The sequence below is a fragment of the Lentzea sp. NPDC055074 genome, from assembly GCF_053608005.1.
The window spans coordinates 738,389-755,532 of the sequence record NZ_JBSGUQ010000001.1 but is presented as its reverse complement, the minus strand read 5'-3'; the positions used below and the strand labels follow the sequence as shown (position 1 = coordinate 755,532).

Below are 17,144 nucleotides of genomic sequence, written 5' to 3'. Positions count from 1 at the left end.
CTGCAGGTCCTACGGTCGTGTCCATGACGATTCTCGTGGCGGGGGCGACCGGGAACGCCGGAACCCAGGTGGTGCGCGCACTGCTCGCGCTGGGACAGCCGGTCCGCGCGATCACCAGGAACGCTTCCACAGCACGGCTTCCGGCCGGCGTCGAGGTCGTCGAAGCGGACCTGACCAAGCCGGAGACGATCCCGTTCGACGGCGTCACCGGTGTGCACCTGCTGGCCAACGCGGGGGAGGACTACGCCGCGCTGCTCACGGGCCCGGAGCTGGTGCGGCGGGCGGAGGAGGCCGGCGTCCGCAGGGTCACGGTGCTGTGGAGCGGGTTCCGCAGTCCGCTGGAGGAGGCGGTCACGGCGAGTTCGCTGGAGTGGACCGTGTTGCGGCCCATGGACTTCATGTCGAACGCGCTGGGCTGGGCCGAGCAGGTGCGCCGCGAGGGGGTGGTGCGCGAGCCGTTCGCGTACGCGCGGAGCGCGCTCGTGCACGAAGGCGACATCGGCGCGGTCGCGGCCGCCGTGCTCTCCGGGGGTGGGCACGGCGGCCGCACGTACACGTTGACGGGACCGGAGTCGTTGTCCGTGCCGGAGCAGGTGGCGACGATCTCCGAGGCCATCGGGCGGGAGATCGGGTACGTCGAGCAGTCCGAGGAGGAGGCGCGCGACGAGATGCTGCGAGCGGGACGGGCGCCGGAACTGGTCGACGTGCTGCTCGGCTGGAAGCGGGACATGCCCGCCGAGGGGTACACGGTCGTCACGAGCGTCGAGGACGTGCTGGGAAGGCCCGCGCGCACCTTCGCCTCGTGGGCTCGGGAACGCGCGGGCGCCTTCCTCAGTGGAGCAGGTACGCGTTGACGATCGTCTGCTCCACGGTCTGGCCGCTGCCGGACGCCTTGGCGCGCAAGGAGACCGACTTGGCGTCCTTCGGATGGGCGAGCAGAACGCGGTTGCCGGTGATCTGCGTGCGCTTCCACGTGGTGCCGCCGTCGTAGGAGACCTCGACGGACGTCACCCGGACCGAGCCCGCCTGCGACTGCGTCGAGAGCGGCACCGCGAGCATCTGGCCGGCGCGGGCGTAGCCGTCGTCGTCCAGCTGCGGGGTGAAGCGGACGACGGACAGCGGCAGCGCGGACCGTCGGTCCGTCGTGTCGCTGCGGAACGTCCACACGCCGGACACCTGGGAGCTCAGGGTGTCGTCGCGCGTGGCGGAGACCTCCAGGCGGTAGTTCGCGGCGCCCGGCGCGACGTCGAGCATCGCCCAGCCCGGCTCGGCCGTCTCGACGGCCTTCACGCCGTCGCGGTAGAGCGCCGTGCGGGCCTCGGTCACGGGGCCGTAGCCCTCGTTGCCCGCGCTGTCGCCGTACAGGGGCAGGGTGACGCGGACGAAGTCGCCGGTGCGGAACGAGTGCGGGACGTCCCGCGCCTCGGGCAGCGCCGGGCCGAACACCGCGCGGTTGAACGGTTCCACGTACGAGCAGCCCGGCTTGTAGTGCCGCAGCGGCGTGACGAGCGCGCCGATGTTGCCCGTCTCGTCGAACACGTTGAACCTGCGCGACCAGTCACCGCCCTCGCCGCCGTAGTACTCGGTGCGCGGGCCCGCGGCCAGGTTGTCCAGTGAGCCGTACCCCCAGTCGGCGCGGCCCGCGGGGGACGAGGTGTGGCCGATCGAGGCGGACTGGCCCGGCTTCAGCGCGGGCATGTCGACCTTGACCGTGGCGAGGTCCTTCACGGCGATGGTCTTCGTCAGGCCCGACGGCGCGGATCCCTTGCGGTACCAGGCGAGTCCGTAGAAGTCCGGGCCCGCGTTCCAGAACGTCGCGATCTTGCCGGTGACCTCGTTCGAGTCCGGGCCGAGGCTCGCCATGCCGAGGTGGTCGACGGAGCCGCCGACCGAGAAGTTGCCGATGGTGTAGCTGGTGCCGTTCACGACGCGTTCGAAACCGGTCTGCAGCAACGAGAGCTGCGCGGCGACCGGCAGCGTCACCTTCACGGGCTTGGCCTGGCGGGCGTCGAGGTCGATCGTCGCCGGGCCGGAGACCGTCAGGTTCGGGTAGTTGACGACGTCGTGGGTGTAGGCGCCGGACGACGACGACATCACGCTGCCCGACAGGACGTAACGGCCCTTGGCGAGGCGGGCGACGCCCGTGGCGGTGTCCGGCCAGGCGCGGGCGCCGGTGTCGACGTTGATCAGGTACGCGAACGTCGACGTCGTGGAGACGCCGGACCGCTCGACACCGGTGATCCTGACGTCGTAGCTCTCCACCTCCAGGTCGGCGACGACGGCGGTGCGCACGCCGCTCGCGACGATCGCCCCGCCGAACACCCCGCCCGCGGGCTGCTCGGCGATGTCCGCGGTGACGGTGGCCTTCGCCGTGCCGCCCGCGGGGATCGTGAGCTTCGCCGGGGACACGCTGAACAGGGTGCCGTTCGTCTCCGCCGACAGGTCGAGCGTGACGGGCTCGGAGCCCGCGTTGGAGTAGGTGATCTCCTTCGTCAGCGCGGGTTCGCCGGTGTGCGGCCACTGGTGCGCGCCGAAGGTGATGCTCGTCGGGCTCGACGAGACGTTCTGTCTGATCAGCTTCGCGACGTCCAGGCGTCCGGTGCCCTGCTCGAACGGCGTGAGCTTCTCGGTCGGCGTGGTGGTGCCGGTCAGCCTCGCCTTGAGCGCGGCGCCGTCCAGCTCCGGGTGCCGCTGGCGCAGCAGAGCCGCCGCGCCCGCGACGTGCGGGGTGGCCATGGAGGTGCCGTCGAGGGAGGTGTAGCCGTCGGCGACCGGCGCGCCGATCCTGCCGTCGGAGTGCAGGGCGGCGACGATGCCGACGCCGGGCGCCGTGAGGTCGGGCTTCAGGCTGCCGGACGACGTCGGGCCGCGGCTCGAGAACTCGGCGATCTGGTCCTGGTCGTCCACCGCGCCGACGGTCAGCGCGGCGTCGGCGGTGCCGGGCGACCCGATCGTGCGGGCGCCGGGACCGGAGTTGCCGGCGGCGATCACGAACAGCGCGCCCTTGTCGGCGGTGAGCCGGTTGACCGCTTCTTCGAGGGGGCTCACCTCGGGGGTGTCGTAGCCCCCCAGGCTCAGGTTGACGATCTGGGCGCCCTGCTCGACGGCCCACTCCATGCCGGCGATGATCGCGCTGTCCTGGCCGGAACCGTTGTCGCCCAGCACCTTCACGTCGAGGATGCTCGCGTCCGGCGCGACGCCGCGGTACTTGCCGCCGCTCTGCGCGCCGGTGCCCGCGACGATCGACGCGACGTGCGTGCCGTGGCCGTAGTGGTCGCCGTTGTCGGGGGAGCTCGAGAAGTTGCGTTCCCCGATCTCGCGGTCGGCGAGGTCTGGGTGGGTGTCGTCGACGCCGGTGTCGAGGACGGCGACCGTGACGCCCTTGCCGGTGAGGCCCGCGGCGTAGGCGGCGGGGGCGTTGATCTGGGCGACGCTGCGGTCGAGGTTCGCCTCGCGCTTCTCGTCGAGCCAGATCTTCGTCGCGCCGGACGCGGACAGCGTGCCGGCGAGCGGGGTCTTCGCGGCGTCGAACGCCACGCCGTTGATGCTGCGCAGCTGCAGGCCGGACTGCGCGCTCAGGGTGCCTTGGGGGTAGGTCGCGATGACCGGGAGGGCGCCGTCGTACGTCGCGAGCTCGGTGACGTCGAAGAGGCGCTCGTCCAACCGGCCGTCCGCGATCATCGGGATGGCGTCGTGCGGCACCACGTACTCGTGGCCCTGCACGGTGTAGGTGGAGAACAGGACGCGCTCACGGCCGGGGGCCGGTCTGATCGCTCTCTGTCCTGTCAGGACCTGGTCACCGGTGATCAGCGTGACGGTGGGGGCCGTTCTGTGCTGTGGAGAGGCATGGGCCTGGCCCGCAGAGAGCAGGGCACCGGCCAGGACGACGACTCCGAGTAGGCGCACCCGGTCCTCCGTAGGTCGTGTGGGAGCGTTCTCACGGACCGTAGTGAGGCGCTCACCGAGTCACAAGGTCTACACCAATTTCCGGTACCATTTAGTCTTCGTACCGTGACGGGCCTGCGTGAACGCAAGAAGGCGGCGACCAGGGAAGCGCTGGGTGACGCCGCCTGGAGTCTGTGCGTGGAGCACGGCCTCGACCGGGTGACGGTGGATCAGATCGCGCGGGCGGCCGGGGTGTCGCTGCGGACGTTCTTCAACTACTTCTCCTCCAAGGAGGAAGCGGTCGTCGCCGGGGACACGGCGACGGCGCTCGCGTTCGTGGAGGAGTTCGCCGCACGGCCCGCGAGCGAACCGGTGCTGGTCGCGTTGCGAGGAGCCCTGCAGTCGATCTACCCGCGCTACGTGGACCTCGACCGGCTCCGGCAGCTGCGCGAGCTGAGGCGCGACCCCGCGCTGCTGCCGCACGTCTTCGCCGCCTACTCGGCCCGCGAGCACGCGCTGGCGGCGGCCATCGCCGTGCGGTGCGGAGTGGACCCCCTGGTGGACCCCTATCCGGCGGTGACGGCGTCGACGATCCTCGCGTCGATGCGCGCGGTCGTGCTGTGGTGGCTCGACACGCCCCAGGCCACCGAGAGGTTCGACGTCACCGAGCTGGTCGGCCGGATGATCGACCAGCTCGGCGCCGGGTTCACCAGGTGACGGGCAGCTCGTGCACGCCGTAGATGGACATGTCGGTCCGCAGCGGCACCTCGGAGGCGGGTACGGCGAGCTTCAGCGTCGGCAGCCTGCGCAGCAGCTCGGTGAAGCCGACCGCCATCTCCACCCGCGCCAGCTGCTGGCCCAGGCACTGGTGGATGCCGTGCCCGAACGCGACGTGGTGCCCGCGCGGCCGGTCGACCAGCAGCGCGTGCGGGTCGTCGTACTGGCTGTCGTCGCGGTTGACCGCGGGCACCGACACCACGACGGTCTCGCCGGCGCGCACGGTGACGCCGCCGATCTCGACGTCCTCCTTCGCGTGCCGTGACACGCCCATGCTGATGATCGACAGGTAGCGCAGCAGCTCCTCGACCGCGTTCTCGACGAGCTCCGGGTCGTCCCGCAGCTTCGCGAACTCGCCGGGGTGCTCCAGCAACGCGAACGTGCCGAGCGCCAGCATGTTCGCCGTCGTCTCGTGCCCCGCGATGAGCAGCAGGTTCGCGATGCCGGTCAGCTCGTTGTCGTCGAGGTCGGTGTCCCGCACCAGTCCGGACAGCAGGTCGTCGCCGGGGTTCTCGCGCTTGGCGAGCACCAGCCCGCGCATGAACTGCCGCAGCTCGACGGTGTTCTTGATCTGCTCGTCGATCGTCGTGGTGAGGTTGAGCAGCTTCGACGTGCGGCGCTGGAACTCGTCGCGGTCGCCGTAGTCGACCCCCAGCAGCTCGCAGATCACGAGCGACGGCACCGGCAGCGCGAAGTCGTGCACGAGGTCGGCCGGCGGTCCCTTCTCGATCATCGCGTCGAGCTGCGTCGTGACGATCTCGTGGATGCGCGGCGTCAGGTCCCGCATCCGCCGCACGGTGAACTGCCCGGTGAGCAGCCGCCGGAAGCGCGTGTGCTCGGGGGCGTCCATGAAGATGAACGACCCGGCCTGCCGCTCCGGCGGGAACAGCTCCGCGTGCAGCTCGGGCGAGATCAACGCCTTCGCCCGCGGACTGTTGATCCGGTCCGAGCTCATCTGGGGCGCCGCGAGCACCGCCCGAGCCTCGTCGTGCCCGGTGACGAGCCAGACGGTGTCGCCGTTGTGCTCGATCTTGTGGATCCGCCCCTGCCCGCTCAGCTCGGTCAGCCCCGTGGCCGGGTCGAACGGGCACTTCCCGCGTGCGCTGAGTTCAGCGGGCAACTGCGGGCGGATGAGCTCCTGCGCGCTGCGCTGCCGCTCGGCCGTGGTCATGGCCTCTCCCTGTCTGACCCGGTGTGACCGGGTCGTGGCTCGGCGTCACCTCCACGCTACCGAAACTTGCGCGTTGTGCAAGATTTTTAACTGGGCTTTAGGTCTGGCCGGTGCGAGCGCCTCGTCGGAATGAGAAAAGCCCGCAGGCTTCCGCCTGCGGGCTCGGGGTGGCCGGTGCCGGTGGCTTCAGGCAGCGTCCAACGGTGGACGTCGGTCCCGCGTCCATTGGTCAGACCGCGTCCGACGGTCAGACCGCGAACACCTGGGAGTCGTCGGCGAACGCCTTGAACTCCAGCGCGTTGCCGGCCGGGTCCAGCAGGAACATCGTCCACTGCTCCCCGGCTTCCCCCTTGAACCGCACGTACGGCTCGATGACGAACTCGGTGCCGGCGCCGCGGAGCCGCTCGGCCAGCACCTGGAACTCGTCCACGCCCAGCACCAGCCCGAAGTGGGGGACGGGCACGTCGTGCCCGTCGACCGGGTTGCTGACGCGCTCGGTCCGGGGCGCGAGGTGCGTGACGAACTGGTGACCGTGCAGGTTCCAGTCGACCCAGGTGTCGGAGCTGCGCCCCTGCTCCAGCCCCAGCGTCTCGCCGTAGAAGCGGCGGGCGGCGGCGAGGTCGTCGACGGGCATGGCCAGGTGGAAACGCGGGATGTTCGGCATGTCCGAATGTTAACATTCCTACAATCTCGTGAGTTGTGCGCTTGTTAACATTCGGACATGAGCAAGAACGACAAGCCGGTCCACCTCGCGCCCGCCCGTCGCCGGGGGCTCGGCAGCGAGGTCGCGGACATGATCCGGGGCGGGATCTTCAGGGGCACGTTCCAGCCGGGTGCTCCGCTGCGCGAGGTGGAGCTGTCGGTGGCGCTGGAGGTCAGCCGCGGGCCTGTGCGGGACGCCCTGCAGCTCCTCGAACGCGAGGGGATCGTGCGCAGTGCGTATCACCGGGGCGCCACGGTGACGGAACTGTCCGACGACGACGTGGTGGAGCTGGACAGTCTGCGCGGGGCGTTGGAGGACCTGGCGGTGCGGCGGGTGGTCGAGCACGCGAGCGACTTCGAGCTGATCCCGATCGCGATGGCGGCCAAGGCGATGGAACGTGCCGTGGACCCCTACGGGATGGTCAAGCGCGACATCGCGTTTCACGACGCGGTGTTCTCGGCCGCCAAGAACTCGCGGTTGGAGGACGCCTGGTGTGCGATCCGGTCGCAGGTGTTCCTTTTCCTGATCATGCGGGTGAACACGAGCACGGCCGACTACCTGGACCACATCCGGCTCGAGCACGACATGCTGGTGGCGGCGTTGCGGGCGCGGAACATCGAGGCCGCGGTGGAGATGTTCGCGGTCCATCGCAAGCACGCGTTCGACTTGCTCACCTCAGGCGACTGACGTCACGTGCGGTCCACCACCACTCGGGTGCGTGGGCCCATCACCGCCCCCAGCTCGTCCACGAACGACGGCAGCAGGGGCGGCCAGTTGTGGAACACCACCGCCAGTTCCCCGACCTGGAAGGAGAACCGCCCGGCCAGGTCGCCGGCAGGCACCGACAACCCGCACGCGCAATGGGACAACGGTTCGACACCCGAGTGCAGCCAGGGCTCCAGAAGACTCTCGTGGTCGTCCACGGCGGCACCACATCCCGGGCAGGCCGGCGGCTCGTAGTTCCCGGAAGCGTGGTGCACGAGCCGCGACACCACCACGTCCACGCTGGTGTTCGCGCCGGACACCGACCCCTCCACGACAGCGGAGTGCCGAGGTCCCGCCACGAACTCGCTCGGCGCTATCAGCGGATCACGCGACGGGGTGCGCACGACCACGCCGCGGGCCGAGAGCCAGGAGACGACGACCGCGGAGCGCACCGAAGCCTCCGAAGCGGACAGCGACACCTCGACCAGACGTACGGAGTGCTCACCACACCGTTGGTACCGCACGAAAGCGTGGATTCGCTGGGCCGAAGAGGTGATCACCACTCATCATCGTCCGAACGGACCCATACGCTCGCCCACGTGGACCTGCAAGCGTTGAAGTACGAGGGCGACCCGCTCGCCGACGCCGTGATCGCGCACCTGGTCGAGACCGGCAGCCTGAACCAGGTCAACCAGGTGCTCGCGGAGTTCCGCGGCAACGACGAGCCCATCCCGGAGCACCTGCCGCCCGTGGTCCGCGCCTACCTGGCCGCCACCGACGACCCGCCCGAGTGGATGGACGAGGAACGGGTCGCCCGCGCGCACGACTTCTTCATCGACGACGGCGTGCACGTGGCGTCGGTGCTGAGCTTCGGCGCGATGGTCAACTGCTACGCGCAGCCCCGGCCGTCGAAGGTCCTCACGCTCACGCACCGGCTCAACCAGCCGCACCGGCGGTTGTCGGAGACGTCGCAGTTCGTGCTGAACATGATGGAGCCCAACGCTTTCGGCACGGGTGGCTCGTTCGTGCCGACGATCCAGAAGACGCGGCTCATCCACGCGGCGGTGCGCTACTTCGTCGGGCGCTCGCCCGAGTGGGACCACGCCGCGGAAGGCGTTCCGGTGTGCCAGCAGGACTTGCTGGGCGCGCTGCTCATCTTCTCCGTCCAGGTGATCGACGGCATGCGCCGCATCGGCGTCTCCGTCACGGACGAGGAGGCCGAGGACTACTACCACGTCTGGCGGGTCGCGGGCGCGGTGCTCGGCATCCGCGAGGACGCGATGCCGGAGACGCTGGCGGAGGCCGAAGAACTCAGCACCACGATGGTCCGGGCGTCCTACGCGCCGTCGGCGGAAGGCGTGGAGCTGACCAGGAACCTGGTCGAGCTGTACGAGAAGTTCGTGCCCGGCAAGGCTTTCGACGGCGTGGTCGCGGCGATGGTGCGCCAGGTCGTCGACGAGGAGGTCGCGGACTGGCTGGAGGTCCCGCACTCGAAGGGCTGGACGAGGGCGGTCCGGACGGGCGCGAGGGTCATGCGGGTGTTCGAACGCGGCGAGGACCGCAGCCGCGTCGCCCGTGCCGTGCTCGACAAGGCGGGTGACCTGCTGCTCGGCGCGAGCGTCCGCACGCTGACCGACGGCCAGTCGACCACCCTGAACGTCCCGGCGTGCCTCAGGCGTTAGAGCCAGCCGTGTTCGTGCGCCAGCGAGAACGCCTCGCCCCGGCTCCCCACACCGAGCTTGGCGACCGCGGCGGACAGGTGGTTGCGCACGGTCCCGGCGGACAACGACGTGCGCGCGGCGATCTCGGCCACCGGGGTGCCGAACTCGCTGAGCCGCAACACCTCCAGCTCGCGTTGCGTCAGCGGGCACGGGGGAGCGGCGAGCGCGTCGGCGGCCAGCGCGGGGTCGACCCAGCGCGACCCGGCGTGCACGCGGCGGATCACGTCGGCCAGCGTGCCGCCGGGCGATCCCTTGGGCAGGAACCCCTTCGCGCCCGCGTGCAGGGCCTGCTGCAGGTGCGGCGGCCTGCCTCGGCCGGTCAGGATCACCACGGCGCACGACGGCAGCACCCGCGCCAGCTCGATCGTGACCTCCAGGCCGTCCAGCTCCGGCATCTGCAGGTCCACCACGGCCACGTCCGGCCGGTGCGCCCGCGCGGCCTCCACGGCGGCCCGGCCGTCACTCGCGCGGGCCACCACCTCGAGGTCCGGCTCCAGGCCGAGGAGCGCCGCGAGTGCGTCGCGGATCAGCTCCTCGTCGTCGGCCAGCAGGACCCTGATCACGCGGGCACCACGACCTGCAGCGTGAACACGTCGCCGGACTTCTCCACGGACACCTGACCGCCCACGGCCGCGAGCCGCTCCCGCAGACCGCGAAGCCCGTTGCCCTCACCGGAAGGTTTCTCGGTGCCGTCGTTCGTGACGGTCATCCGCACCTCCTCCTCAGCGACAGCGACGTCGATCATGCACCACGTCGCGTGGCTGTGCCTCAGCACGTTGGTGCACGCTTCGCGCAACGCCAGTGCGAGCTGCGTGGCGCGCTCGCCATCCAAGTCGACCGACGTGACGGTGCACCGGATTCCGGCTTCCTGCAACACGTTCCGCACGGCTTCGAGCTGCTCGGGCAGGTTCACCGCGCGATAGCCGTGCACGGCGTCACGCACTTCCTCCAACGCCGACGACGCGAGCCGTTGCGCCTCGAACGCCTCGGCGGCGGACCTCTCGGGATCCGTCTCCGCCAGCCGTCCGGCCAGCTCGGACTTCAGCGCGATCACCGTCAGCCGGTGCCCGAGCAGGTCGTGGACGTCCCGCGCGAACCGCAGCCGCTCCTCGCTCACCGCGAGCTCGGCCTGCGCCTCCCGCCCGGCCCGCGCCTGCCCGAGCAGCCCGGCGAACCACATCGGCAACCCGGCCATCGCGATGATCGTCAGCCCGACCGACGCCGCGATCATCTGGTAGGTCGTGTGGCCGCGGGTGACGAAGAACCCGACGAGCCCCGCGACCACCACCGCGCCGATGGCCGCGAGCCACCGCCACGGCCCTGTCAGCAGCAGCGGCGCGAACCCGGCCGCCGCCCCGCCGATCCAGGCCCACGTCGACAGCTCGTCCGGCCCGACCGGCGCCACCAGCGGGATCGTCACCAGCACGGCGGCCACGAGCACCCACAGCGGCCCGCCGCGCAGCGTCACCGCGAACGCCACGGCCAGCACCAGCAGCCCCAGCACCCCGAGCCAGCGCAGCCCGGACGGCTCGCGCAGCACCGCCACCAGCGGCACCACGAGGGAGCTCACCCACAGCACGTGGAGGATGCCGCGCAGGGCGGTGTGCGGAAGGTCGTTCATCGCCATCAGCCTAGAACCACACCATCAGGATCGTGACCGCGATGACCAGGTCGAACACGCCGCAGAACTCGGACCACCAGCGCGGTACGACGGCGTTGCGCACGTGGTGCACGAGATCCCAGACGGCGTGCGCGCCCCACCCGAACGCGATCAGCCCCACGCCGGCGTGCGGCGACACGAGGATCACCGCGACGGCCAGCGCCGCGTACAGGCCGAACACGACCAGCTGGGTCCTCGGCGCCCGGCGTCCCCAGACCAGGTAGGCCGCGTGGACCGCCAGCAGGGTCCACACCGGCGGCACGACCGGGTCCTGCCAGAAGCCGACCGTGACGGCCAGCGCGAGCACCGCGGGCCAGCGGTCGCCGAGCGCCCGGACCACCCGGTTCGTGCTGGGCGTCCCGTGGTCGTGCTCGTGCCGGTACAGGACCAGCACGGCGATCATCGCGGGGAGCATCAGCAGGTGGCCGCCCGTCATGACCGCCTCGCCGCCGGCCCACCCGAGCCAGTACGGCACCAACAGCACGGCGTACGGGACGGCCATCGCCGCGCACATCTCGACGATCCGGCCGTGGCCGCGATAGCGCATCCACAACGCCATCGGCACGGACATCGACACCGCCATCCACAGGGAGGCAAGCTCGACGCTGTGCGGCGTCCACAGAGGGGCGATCAGGGCCATCCCGGCCAGCATCGCCACGAACATCTCCGCACCATGGCGGACCAGCGGCCGGACCGCCGGGGAAACCTTTGTCGTCATGCTTCGAGAATCGGAGCAACCGACGGCGAAACCCATCCGTGCGGTGTCACGACCCGTCTGTGCGAAACGCCCAGACGACCTATGCGTTCACCTCGGCCCAGACGGTCTTGCCGCCGGTGAACTCCCGTGTGCCCCAGCACCGGGAGAGATGGGCGATCAACATCAGCCCACGGCCCCGTGAGGAGCTGATCCTGGACTGTCCCAGCTGCGGCAGCTCGGCCGGTGTGTGGTCGTCGACCTCAACGCGGATGAAGTCTGTGTGGCGTTGCACCCGCACGGCGCGGGGGCCTTCGGCGTGCTCATAGGCGTTGCTCGCGAGCTCTGTGCACACAAGGAGAACGTCAAGAGTCACGTCCTCCGGCAGATCCCTCAGCAGGGTGCCGACCCACGCGCGCATGGCTCCCAGGTCGGGCTCGTCCTCCGGCAGGGTGTGCAAGGTCCTCGCTGAGGCGCTCATCACCTCGGGGGTGTCCATTCTCATCCCACCTCGTTCGGTTCAAGCCCTCCTGGCTGCTCAAGATGGCCGTCAGGGTGCGAAATACCACTGTGCGTGCTACCCCAAACGTGTGGACGGCTATGGCTTCAACCTCGCGCTGGTCGCGGTACTGGTTCTGCTCAACGCTGCGTTCGCGGGCAGTGAGATGGCGTTCGTGTCGTTGCGCGAAGGTCAACTTCGCTCGTTGGAGAGGGAGGGGCATCACCGCCTGGTGCGGCTCGCACGTGATCCGAACAGGTATTTCGCGACCATCCAGATCGGCATCACGCTGTCGGGCTTCCTCGCGTCCGCGACGGCCGCGGTGTCGCTCGCGGCACCGATCGTGCCGCTGCTGAGCTTCCTCGGGGGAGCCGCGAACGGCGTCGCGATCGCGCTCGTCACCGTGGTGCTGACGTTCGTCACGCTCGTCTTCGGCGAACTGGCGCCCAAGCGCCTCGCGATGCAGTACGCGGTCCGCTGGGCGAAGATCGTCGCCGGCACGCTGGACTTCCTCTCGACGGTCTCGCGACCGGCCGTGTGGCTGCTCAGCAAGTCGACCGATCTCGTCGTGCGCGTCCTCGGCGGCGACCCGAACGCCGACGAGGAGCAGATGTCGGCCGAGGAGCTGCGTGATCTCGTTGAGGTGCAACAGCATCTGAACCAGGAACAACGCACGATCATGACCGGCGCGCTCGAGATCCACGAACGCCGGCTGCGGGAGGTCCTGGTGCCGCGGCGGCAGGTGACGATCGTGGAATCAGGTTTGGACATCCCCACCGCGAGGGAAGTCCTTGCCAAGTCCGGACATTCACGGGCCCCGGTGACCAAGGACGGTCACCTGGACGACGTGATCGGTGTCGTGCACCTGCGCGACCTGCTCGACGACGACGCGGTGCTCGCGGACGTGGCCCGCCCGCCGATGGTGCTGCCGGACTCGGTACGCGTCACGGACGCTTTACGGCGCATGAAAGCCGAGCACGAGCAGATCGCGCTGGTGGTGGACGAGCACGGCGCAGTCGACGGGATCGTGACCCTGGAAGACCTGTTGGAGGAGATCGTCGGTGAGATCTACGACGAGACCGACTCCGACGTCGTGGCGGTGAAGACCGCGCCGGACGGGTCGATCGAACTGCCCGGCACGTTCCCGATCCACGACCTCGTGGACGTCGGCGTCGAACTGAGCGACGCGCCACAGGGCCCCTACTCGACGATCGCCGGACTGGTGCTGCTGTTGCTCGGCCGCATCCCGGAGGCGCCCGGTGACGTGGTGGAGGTCTCCGGCTGGACGATCGAGGTCACGGCGGTCGAACACCACGCGATCACCAAGGTGAGGTTGAGGTCACAGCAAAAACCGCGGAATGAAGTGGACCTCTGAACCGTTACACATCAGTGCGGCGGTGCAAGTGACCGCCGCTCAGCAGACGGCGGCGAGTTCGCCGAGCATCCGCGAACTCGCGCCGCCTGACACACCTGCCAACGGAAACGGGGGGATTTGTCATGCCAGCAGATCTGAAGAACCGCGCGTCCGGGGCGCAGGACGCGGACTCGGTCGGCCAGTACCTGCGCGACGTCGGTCGCACACCGCTGCTCACCGCGTCCGAAGAGGTCGACCTGTCCCGGCGCATCGAGGCCGGGGTCTACGCAGCGCACCTGCTGCTGTCCGGGGACACGTCGCGCAACCCGCGGCTGCTGCGCCGGATCGTGGCAGAGGGTGAGCGCGCCAAGGACCACATGATCCGCGCGAACCTGCGCCTGGTCGTGTCGGTCGCGAAGAAGCACTCGTTCCGCGGGCTGCCGTTCGGCGACGTTGTGCAGGAGGGAAACCTCGGCCTGATCCGCGCGGTCGAGAAGTTCGACTACGCCAAGGGCTACAAGTTCTCCACCTACGCGATGTGGTGGATCCGCCAGGCGATCGAACGCGGCCTGGCCGAGCAGACCCGCACCGTGCGCCTGCCGGTGCACGTGGTCGAAGAGGTCAACAAGCTCAAGAAGGTCGGGCAGAAGCTGTCCGCGGCGCTCGGCCGCGAGGCGACGGTCGAGGAGATCGCCGCCGAGGCCAAGTGCTCGGCGCGGCGCGTGCAGGACCTGAGGGACGCGGCGCGCACCTGCGTGTCGCTGGAGACGCCGGTCGGCGACGAGGGCGACTCGGTGCTGGGCGACCTGATCCAGGACACCGACGGCGTGTCCGCGCCGGACCTGGTGGAGCAGCAGGAGTTCACCGAGGGCGTTCGGTCCCTCCTGGACGTCCTGCCCGAACGGCAGGGCCGGATCATGCGCCTGCGCTACGGCCTGGAGGACGGGCGTGCCCGCACCCTGCAGGAGGTCGCGGAGGAGCTCGGCCTGACCCGCGAGCGCATCCGTCAGCTCGAGAAGCAGTCGCTCGCCCAGCTCAAGCAGTCGGGCGACCGGGACGATCTCTTCGCGCTGGCCGGCTGACAACCGTACGAAAGTCGCTTGTTCTGCGGCTTGTCGCAACTAAACACTCATCACGTCCGATAACGGACTAACGCTGTTTCGCAACCGCGTGTGAACGCATCTGTTGGGCCGTCGAGGGCCGGCCCCGCGTTCGCACGCGGTTCCCTGCGAATGAGGAGCAGTGATGAGACAACGCACCCTGCGCACGCTCGGGGTGGCGGCAGTCGCCGTCGCCGGAACCGTGCTCGCGCTACCCCAGGCCGTGGCCGCACAGCCTGAGGGACCGATCGTCGCCGAAAGCGCGCCCAACGCCGTCCAGGACAGCTACATCGTCGTCCTGAGGGACAACGGCATGGCGCGCACGGAGGTCAGCGGCCGCGCCGGCGGCCTGGCGTCCAGGTACGGAGCCAAGATCGGCTTCACCTACAAGGCGGCGTTCAAGGGCTTCTCGGCCACGCTGTCCAAGCAGCAGGCCAAACGCCTCGCCGCCGACCCGGCCGTGGCGTACGTGGAGCAGGACAGGACCGTGCAGGTCCTGACCGACCAGCCCAACCCGCCGTCGTGGGGTCTCGACCGCGTCGACCAGACGAGCCTGCCGCTGGACAGCAAGTACAGCTACAGCACGGGCGCCTCGAACGTCACGGCGTACGTGATCGACACCGGCATCAACTACAGCCACAACGACCTCGTCGGCCGTGCGGAGTTCGGCTTCGACGCGTTCACCGACGGCCGCAACGGCAAGGACTGCCAGGGCCACGGCACGCACGTCGCGGGCACCATCGGCGGCACCACGTTCGGTGTGGCGAAGACCGTCAAGCTCAAGGCGGTCCGCGTGCTCAACTGCTCCGGCGGCGGCTCGGTCGCCACCGAGGCGGCGGGCGTCGACTGGGTCACCGCGAACGCCGTCCTGCCGGCCGTCGCGAACATGAGCCTCTACACCGGCACGGCGAACGAGCCGAGCCGCGTGCTCGACGACGCTGTGCGCGCGTCCATCCGCGGCGGTGTCACGTACGTCGTGGCGGCGGGCAACTTCAACGACGACAGCTGCAAGTACTCGCCGCAGCGCGTCACCGAGACGATCAACGTCATGGCGTCGGCCCGCACCGACGCCCGCGCGTCGTTCTCGTCCTACGGCACGTGCAGCGACCTGTTCGCTCCCGGCCAGGACATCGTCTCCGCCTCGTACAGCAGCGACGGCGGCACGGCCACGATGAGCGGCACGTCGATGGCGTCCCCGCACGTCGCGGGCGCGGCGGCGCTGTACCTCGCGGACAACCCGAGCAAGACCCCGGCCGAGGTGCACGCGGCGATCCTCGCCCAGGCCACCACGGGCAAGATCACGAACCCCGGCACCGGCTCGGCGAACCTGTTGCTGCGCACCAACAGCGGCGGCGTTCCCGGCGTCTCGGTGACCAACCCGGGCAACCAGTCCACGGCCCTGAACGGCACGGCGAACCTGACGCTGTCGGCGTCCGGCGGCACCGCGCCGTACACGTGGTCGGCGACCGGTCTGCCGACCGGCCTGTCGATCGGGTCCTCGTCCGGTGTCGTCACGGGCACGGCGACGGTGGCGGGCACGTACAACGTGACCGTCACGGCCACCGCGACCGCGGGCGGTTCGGGCAGCACGTCGTTCACCTGGACGGTCGGCGCGGCCACCTGTGCCCCGCAGACCAACGGCACCGACGTTCCGATCCGCGACAACGCGACGGTGACGTCGACGGTCTCGTTCAGCGGCTGCACCGGCACCGCCTCGGCGAGCAGCAAGGTCGAGGTGCACATCAAGCACACCTACAAGGGTGACCTCGTGGTCGACCTGGTCGCGCCGGACGGTTCGGTCTACAACCTGCACAACCGTGCGGGTGGCAGCGCCGACAACATCGACCAGACCTACACGGTCAACCTGTCGTCCGAGACGCGCAACGGCACCTGGACTCTCCGGGTCCGTGACGCGGCCACGGCCGACGTCGGCACCATCGACACCTGGACGCTGACGCTCTAGAGATTCCTGAGCGTCTCGGTGAAGTAGTGCAACGTGAGCTCCGCGTCCCGCGACTTTTCGTGCGGGGCGCGGAGCTTCTCGGCGAAGTCGGCGACGTCGTCGATCGCCCAGCGCAACGAGTAGAACGCGCTCTCGCCGCCGGCCAGCCAGAGGTCGCGTTCCGGCGGAGCCAGACCGACGGTGTCCCAGTCGACCAGGAACAGACCGTCCGCGGTCCGGATCATGTTGCCCGCGTGGGGTTCTCCGTGGGTGACCACCCGCTCGTCCGTGAGCTCTCCGGCGACCCGGTCCAGTTCGGCCAGTGCGGCGCGGACGACTCCGGCGTGGGCCGAGAAGACGTCGCGGGCCTGGTCGGAGAACCACTCTCCGGGCTCGTCGAGCAGGGCCGCCAGCGCGGCCCTGGCGGGGATGTCGATCGGGGCGACCGGGGTGTTCGCCGGGGGTGTGCACCGGTGCAGTTCGGTCAGCAGCTCGCCCACACCGGTGTCGACCGGGTCGCCGAAGGACCCCGATCTCCCGTCGAGACGGGGGAAGGCGCTCAACGCGTAGCGCTCGTTGAGCCGGACCACGGTCTCGCCGTCGTCCGCTCTGACCGGTGCCACCACGAACGGCAGCCGCTCGGCCAGCGCCGCCGCGGTCTCCATCGCCCGCCGCAGGCCGGACAGCGGCTTGGCCGTCAGGTCCGACACCGAGGTGAACCACCGGTCGCCGACCGTCCAGTGGTGGTCACCGAAGCCGACGGGGGCGTGGACCGGTTCGCCGGTGATGCCGAACCGCGCGAGACCGGCCTCGAGGTCGTGATCGGGCAAGCCGACGGGAAGATCCTCCACAGCACCCGAATCTAGTGGTGTGACTCGGAACGTCGGCGAGGTGATCCACGCTCAGCAGGGCACCTCGCGACGCCGCCCCCAC

At 70.1% G+C, this 17,144-nt stretch carries 16 protein-coding genes; 7 read left to right on the top strand and 9 right to left on the bottom strand.

What is annotated here, in order from left to right; genetic code table 11:
- Positions 1-23 precede the first annotated feature (23 nt).
- A complete protein-coding gene (locus ACWF7A_RS03540; RefSeq protein WP_452248813.1) occupies positions 24-854 on the top strand; it encodes an NmrA family NAD(P)-binding protein in 831 nt (276 codons plus the stop codon).
- On the opposite strand, the gene ACWF7A_RS03535 is transcribed toward ACWF7A_RS03540, so the two are convergent.
- Positions 832-3,906, bottom strand: a complete 3,075-nt coding sequence (locus tag ACWF7A_RS03535) for a S8 family peptidase (RefSeq protein ID WP_452248812.1) — start codon at positions 3,904-3,906, stop codon at positions 832-834. The genes ACWF7A_RS03540 and ACWF7A_RS03535 overlap by 23 nt on opposite strands.
- Before the next feature lie 105 nt (positions 3,907-4,011).
- Here ACWF7A_RS03535 and ACWF7A_RS03530 point away from each other — a divergent pair, with 105 nt between their 5' ends.
- Complete coding sequence (locus tag ACWF7A_RS03530) at positions 4,012-4,602, top strand: TetR/AcrR family transcriptional regulator (RefSeq protein WP_452248811.1); 591 nt, start codon at positions 4,012-4,014, stop codon at positions 4,600-4,602.
- Here ACWF7A_RS03530 and ACWF7A_RS03525 read toward each other — a convergent pair.
- Entirely contained in the window at positions 4,592-5,833 is a 1,242-nt protein-coding gene (locus ACWF7A_RS03525) for a cytochrome P450 (protein ID WP_452248810.1), read from the bottom strand. The two genes, ACWF7A_RS03530 and ACWF7A_RS03525, sit on opposite strands and share 11 nt — an antisense overlap.
- A 247-nt stretch (positions 5,834-6,080) precedes the next feature.
- Positions 6,081-6,497, bottom strand: coding sequence for a VOC family protein (locus ACWF7A_RS03520; RefSeq protein WP_452248809.1), 417 nt, complete (start codon positions 6,495-6,497; stop codon positions 6,081-6,083).
- 57 nt (positions 6,498-6,554) lie between these two features.
- Between ACWF7A_RS03520 and ACWF7A_RS03515 the strand changes: the two genes are divergently transcribed.
- A complete protein-coding gene (locus ACWF7A_RS03515) occupies positions 6,555-7,223 on the top strand; it encodes a GntR family transcriptional regulator (RefSeq protein ID WP_452248808.1) in 669 nt (222 codons plus the stop codon).
- A 2-nt stretch (positions 7,224-7,225) separates the two neighbouring features.
- Here ACWF7A_RS03515 and ACWF7A_RS03510 read toward each other — a convergent pair whose 3' ends face one another.
- Positions 7,226-7,801: a hypothetical protein gene (locus ACWF7A_RS03510; protein WP_452248807.1), complete on the bottom strand. Its 576-nt coding sequence runs from the start codon at positions 7,799-7,801 to the stop codon at positions 7,226-7,228.
- A gap of 39 nt (positions 7,802-7,840) precedes the next feature.
- Between ACWF7A_RS03510 and ACWF7A_RS03505 the strand changes: the two genes are divergently transcribed.
- The gene (locus tag ACWF7A_RS03505; RefSeq protein ID WP_452248806.1) at positions 7,841-8,923 is read left to right on the top strand and encodes an oxygenase MpaB family protein; all 1,083 of its coding nucleotides are present in this window, start codon (positions 7,841-7,843) and stop codon (positions 8,921-8,923) included.
- On the opposite strand, the gene ACWF7A_RS03500 is transcribed toward ACWF7A_RS03505, so the two are convergent.
- The 4 genes from ACWF7A_RS03500 to ACWF7A_RS03485 all read right to left on the bottom strand — a co-directional run bounded on the left by ACWF7A_RS03500 (position 8,920) and on the right by ACWF7A_RS03485 (position 11,815).
- On the bottom strand, positions 8,920-9,525 hold the full coding sequence (locus tag ACWF7A_RS03500; protein WP_452248805.1) for a response regulator transcription factor: 606 nt from the start codon (positions 9,523-9,525) through the stop codon (positions 8,920-8,922). The two genes, ACWF7A_RS03505 and ACWF7A_RS03500, sit on opposite strands and share 4 nt — an antisense overlap.
- Positions 9,522-10,583, bottom strand: a complete 1,062-nt coding sequence (locus tag ACWF7A_RS03495) for a sensor histidine kinase (RefSeq protein WP_452248804.1) — start codon at positions 10,581-10,583, stop codon at positions 9,522-9,524. Before ACWF7A_RS03495 ends, ACWF7A_RS03500 begins: the two co-directional genes overlap by 4 nt.
- 10 nt (positions 10,584-10,593) lie before the next feature.
- Complete coding sequence (locus ACWF7A_RS03490; RefSeq protein WP_452248803.1) at positions 10,594-11,340, bottom strand: hypothetical protein; 747 nt, start codon at positions 11,338-11,340, stop codon at positions 10,594-10,596.
- 79 nt (positions 11,341-11,419) lie between these two features.
- Entirely contained in the window at positions 11,420-11,815 is a 396-nt protein-coding gene (locus tag ACWF7A_RS03485) for an ATP-binding protein (protein WP_452248802.1), read from the bottom strand.
- Between the two features lie 91 nt (positions 11,816-11,906).
- Here ACWF7A_RS03485 and ACWF7A_RS03480 point away from each other — a divergent pair, with 91 nt between their 5' ends.
- From ACWF7A_RS03480 to ACWF7A_RS03470, 3 genes are all read left to right on the top strand, one after another.
- Positions 11,907-13,190, top strand: a complete 1,284-nt coding sequence (locus ACWF7A_RS03480) for a hemolysin family protein (protein ID WP_452248801.1) — start codon at positions 11,907-11,909, stop codon at positions 13,188-13,190.
- Positions 13,191-13,312: 122 nt separating this feature from the next.
- On the top strand, positions 13,313-14,251 hold the full coding sequence (locus ACWF7A_RS03475; protein WP_452248800.1) for a sigma-70 family RNA polymerase sigma factor: 939 nt from the start codon (positions 13,313-13,315) through the stop codon (positions 14,249-14,251).
- Between the two features lie 163 nt (positions 14,252-14,414).
- Complete coding sequence (locus ACWF7A_RS03470) at positions 14,415-16,232, top strand: S8 family peptidase (RefSeq protein ID WP_452248799.1); 1,818 nt, start codon at positions 14,415-14,417, stop codon at positions 16,230-16,232.
- On the opposite strand, the gene ACWF7A_RS03465 is transcribed toward ACWF7A_RS03470, so the two are convergent.
- On the bottom strand, positions 16,229-17,062 hold the full coding sequence (locus ACWF7A_RS03465; RefSeq protein ID WP_452248798.1) for a phosphotransferase: 834 nt from the start codon (positions 17,060-17,062) through the stop codon (positions 16,229-16,231). The two genes, ACWF7A_RS03470 and ACWF7A_RS03465, sit on opposite strands and share 4 nt — an antisense overlap.
- Between the last annotated feature and the right edge of the window lie 82 nt (positions 17,063-17,144).

What these genes read in the sequence shown, in the direction of transcription:
- ACWF7A_RS03490 (WP_452248803.1), bottom strand. Translation starts at nt 11,340, where the DNA reads ATGACGACAAAGGTTTCCCCGGCGGTCCGGCCGCTGGTCCGCCATGGT.
- ACWF7A_RS03470 (WP_452248799.1), top strand. Translation starts at nt 14,415, where the DNA reads ATGAGACAACGCACCCTGCGCACGCTCGGGGTGGCGGCAGTCGCCGTC.
- ACWF7A_RS03520 (WP_452248809.1), bottom strand. Translation starts at nt 6,497, where the DNA reads ATGCCGAACATCCCGCGTTTCCACCTGGCCATGCCCGTCGACGACCTC.
- ACWF7A_RS03485 (WP_452248802.1), bottom strand. Translation starts at nt 11,815, where the DNA reads ATGGACACCCCCGAGGTGATGAGCGCCTCAGCGAGGACCTTGCACACC.
- ACWF7A_RS03525 (WP_452248810.1), bottom strand. Translation starts at nt 5,833, where the DNA reads ATGACCACGGCCGAGCGGCAGCGCAGCGCGCAGGAGCTCATCCGCCCG.
- ACWF7A_RS03495 (WP_452248804.1), bottom strand. Translation starts at nt 10,583, where the DNA reads ATGAACGACCTTCCGCACACCGCCCTGCGCGGCATCCTCCACGTGCTG.
- ACWF7A_RS03475 (WP_452248800.1), top strand. Translation starts at nt 13,313, where the DNA reads ATGCCAGCAGATCTGAAGAACCGCGCGTCCGGGGCGCAGGACGCGGAC.
- ACWF7A_RS03540 (WP_452248813.1), top strand. Translation starts at nt 24, where the DNA reads ATGACGATTCTCGTGGCGGGGGCGACCGGGAACGCCGGAACCCAGGTG.
- ACWF7A_RS03515 (WP_452248808.1), top strand. Translation starts at nt 6,555, where the DNA reads ATGAGCAAGAACGACAAGCCGGTCCACCTCGCGCCCGCCCGTCGCCGG.